1 protein-coding gene and 2 pseudogenes are annotated in these 1,922 nt (G+C 61.5%); all 3 read right to left on the reverse strand.

Features of this window, described 5'->3' with window-relative positions; genetic code table 11:
• Nucleotides 1-1,074 (reverse strand): annotated as a pseudogene (locus EN925_RS33900) (DNA-directed RNA polymerase subunit beta); the annotation flags it as partial.
• A gap of 252 nt (nt 1,075-1,326) precedes the next feature.
• A complete protein-coding gene (gene rplL / locus EN925_RS33905) occupies nt 1,327-1,704 on the reverse strand; it encodes a 50S ribosomal protein L7/L12 (protein ID WP_013531413.1) in 378 nt (125 codons plus the stop codon).
• 54 nt (nt 1,705-1,758) lie between these two features.
• Nucleotides 1,759-1,922, reverse strand: a pseudogene (locus tag EN925_RS33910) (50S ribosomal protein L10); the annotation flags it as partial.

The following is a 1,922-nucleotide window of genomic DNA, read 5'->3' on the forward strand; positions in this document are numbered from 1 at the left end:
GCGGATATAGGCGCCGACATTGACGTGGTCGATGTCGAGAACCTTGATCTCCTCTTCGCCGGTGCCGAGCAGCACCTTCAGCGTCTTCTCGTCGATCTCGTCACCGGCCTCGAGGAAGATCTCGCCGGTGGCGTAGTTGACGATGTCCTCGGCCAGATAGTTGCCGAGCAGGTCCTCGTCGGTCGCCTTGATCGCCTTCAGACCCTTTTCGCCAAGCGCCCGTGCCTGGCGTGCGGTGATCTTCTTGCCGGCCTCGACGACGACTTCGCCGGTATCGGCATCGACCAGGTCGCCGACAGCCTTGAGGCCGCGGAAACGCTCGACGTTGAACGGAATGCGCCAATGGTCGCCGGCACGCTTGTAGGTGATCTTGTTGTAGAAGGTCGACAGGATCTCTTCGCCGTCCATGCCGAGCGCCATCAGCAGCGACGTCACCGGAATCTTGCGGCGGCGATCGATGCGGGCGTGCACGACGTCCTTGGAATCGAACTCGATGTCGAGCCACGAACCGCGATACGGGATGACGCGCGCGGCAAACAGAAGCTTGCCCGACGAGTGCGACTTGCCCTTGTCATGGTCGAAGAAGACGCCCGGCGAACGGTGCATCTGCGAAACGATGACGCGCTCGGTGCCGTTGACGATAAAGGTGCCGTTCAAGGTCATGAGCGGCATGTCGCCCATGTAGACGTCCTGCTCCTTGATGTCCTTGATGGACTTGGCGCCGGTGTCCTCGTCGATATCGAACACGATGAGGCGCAGCGTCACCTTGAGCGGCGCGGCATAGGTGAGGTCGCGCTGACGGCATTCGTCAACGTCGAATTTCGGTCCTTCGAACTCGTACTTCACGAACTCCAGCATGGAGGAGCCGGAAAAATCGGAGATCGGGAAGACCGACTTGAAAACGGCCTGCAGCCCCTCGTCCGGACGCCCACCCTTGGGCTCCGCCACCATCAGGAACTGGTCATAGGATGCCTTCTGAACCTCGATCAGGTTCGGCATCTCCGCAACTTCCGGAATCTTTCCGAAGAACTTGCGTACGCGTCTGCGGCCATTGAAAGTCTGGGTCTGGGCCATCGTCGCTCCTTAGCTCTAAACTCGGGACGAGCCTCGCCGCGGCTCGCCTTGCATACTGGGCCACCTTGGCGGCAACCCTCTGTCTGTTTTCCCGGCGCCTGTCGGCGGCCGGCTAGAACGGGAGAAAACCCGTTTCCTGAAGGCCGGTTTTCGGCCCTCAGGAAAGAGGTTCTCGCAAAATCTCGCGTTACGCGCTCTCCCTTCGGGCGAAGGGAGTGGCGGACGGCGCGAGGCCGCCCGCCGCTTTTACGCTTACTTCAGTTCGACCTTGGCGCCGGCTGCTTCCAGCTGGGCCTTGAACTTGTCAGCGTCGGCCTTGGAAACGGCTTCCTTGACCGGCTTCGGAGCCGCTTCAACCAGATCCTTGGCTTCCTTGAGGCCAAGACCGGTGATGGCGCGGACTTCCTTGATGACGTTGATCTTCTGAGCGCCTGCGTCGGTGAGGACGACATCGAATTCCGTCTTTTCCTCGGCCGGAGCAGCAGCGGCCGCAGCGCCGCCAGCAGCGGCAACCGCCACCGGAGCAGCAGCCGAAACGCCCCACTTTTCTTCCAGAAGCTTCGACAGCTCGGCCGCCTCGAGGACGGTCAGCTTCGAAAGGTCGTCTACGATCTTTGCGAGATCAGCCATTGTTGTGTTCCTTCATAAGGTTCGAACGTGTGTTTGTGATAGCGAGGAACGGCCTCATGCCGCCTCGTCCTTCCGGGCGTAAGCGCCGATGACGCGCGCGACCGAGGCCGCTGGCGCATTGACGATCTGGGCGATCCGGGTTGCCGGCGTGGCGATCATGCCAACCAGCCTGGCGCGCAGCTCATCGAGCGACGGAAGTGTGGCGAGTGCCTTCACAC

The sequence above is a fragment of the Mesorhizobium sp. M7A.F.Ca.US.006.04.2.1 genome (assembly GCF_004022915.1).
GTDB classification, from domain to species: domain Bacteria; phylum Pseudomonadota; class Alphaproteobacteria; order Rhizobiales; family Rhizobiaceae; genus Mesorhizobium; species Mesorhizobium ciceri.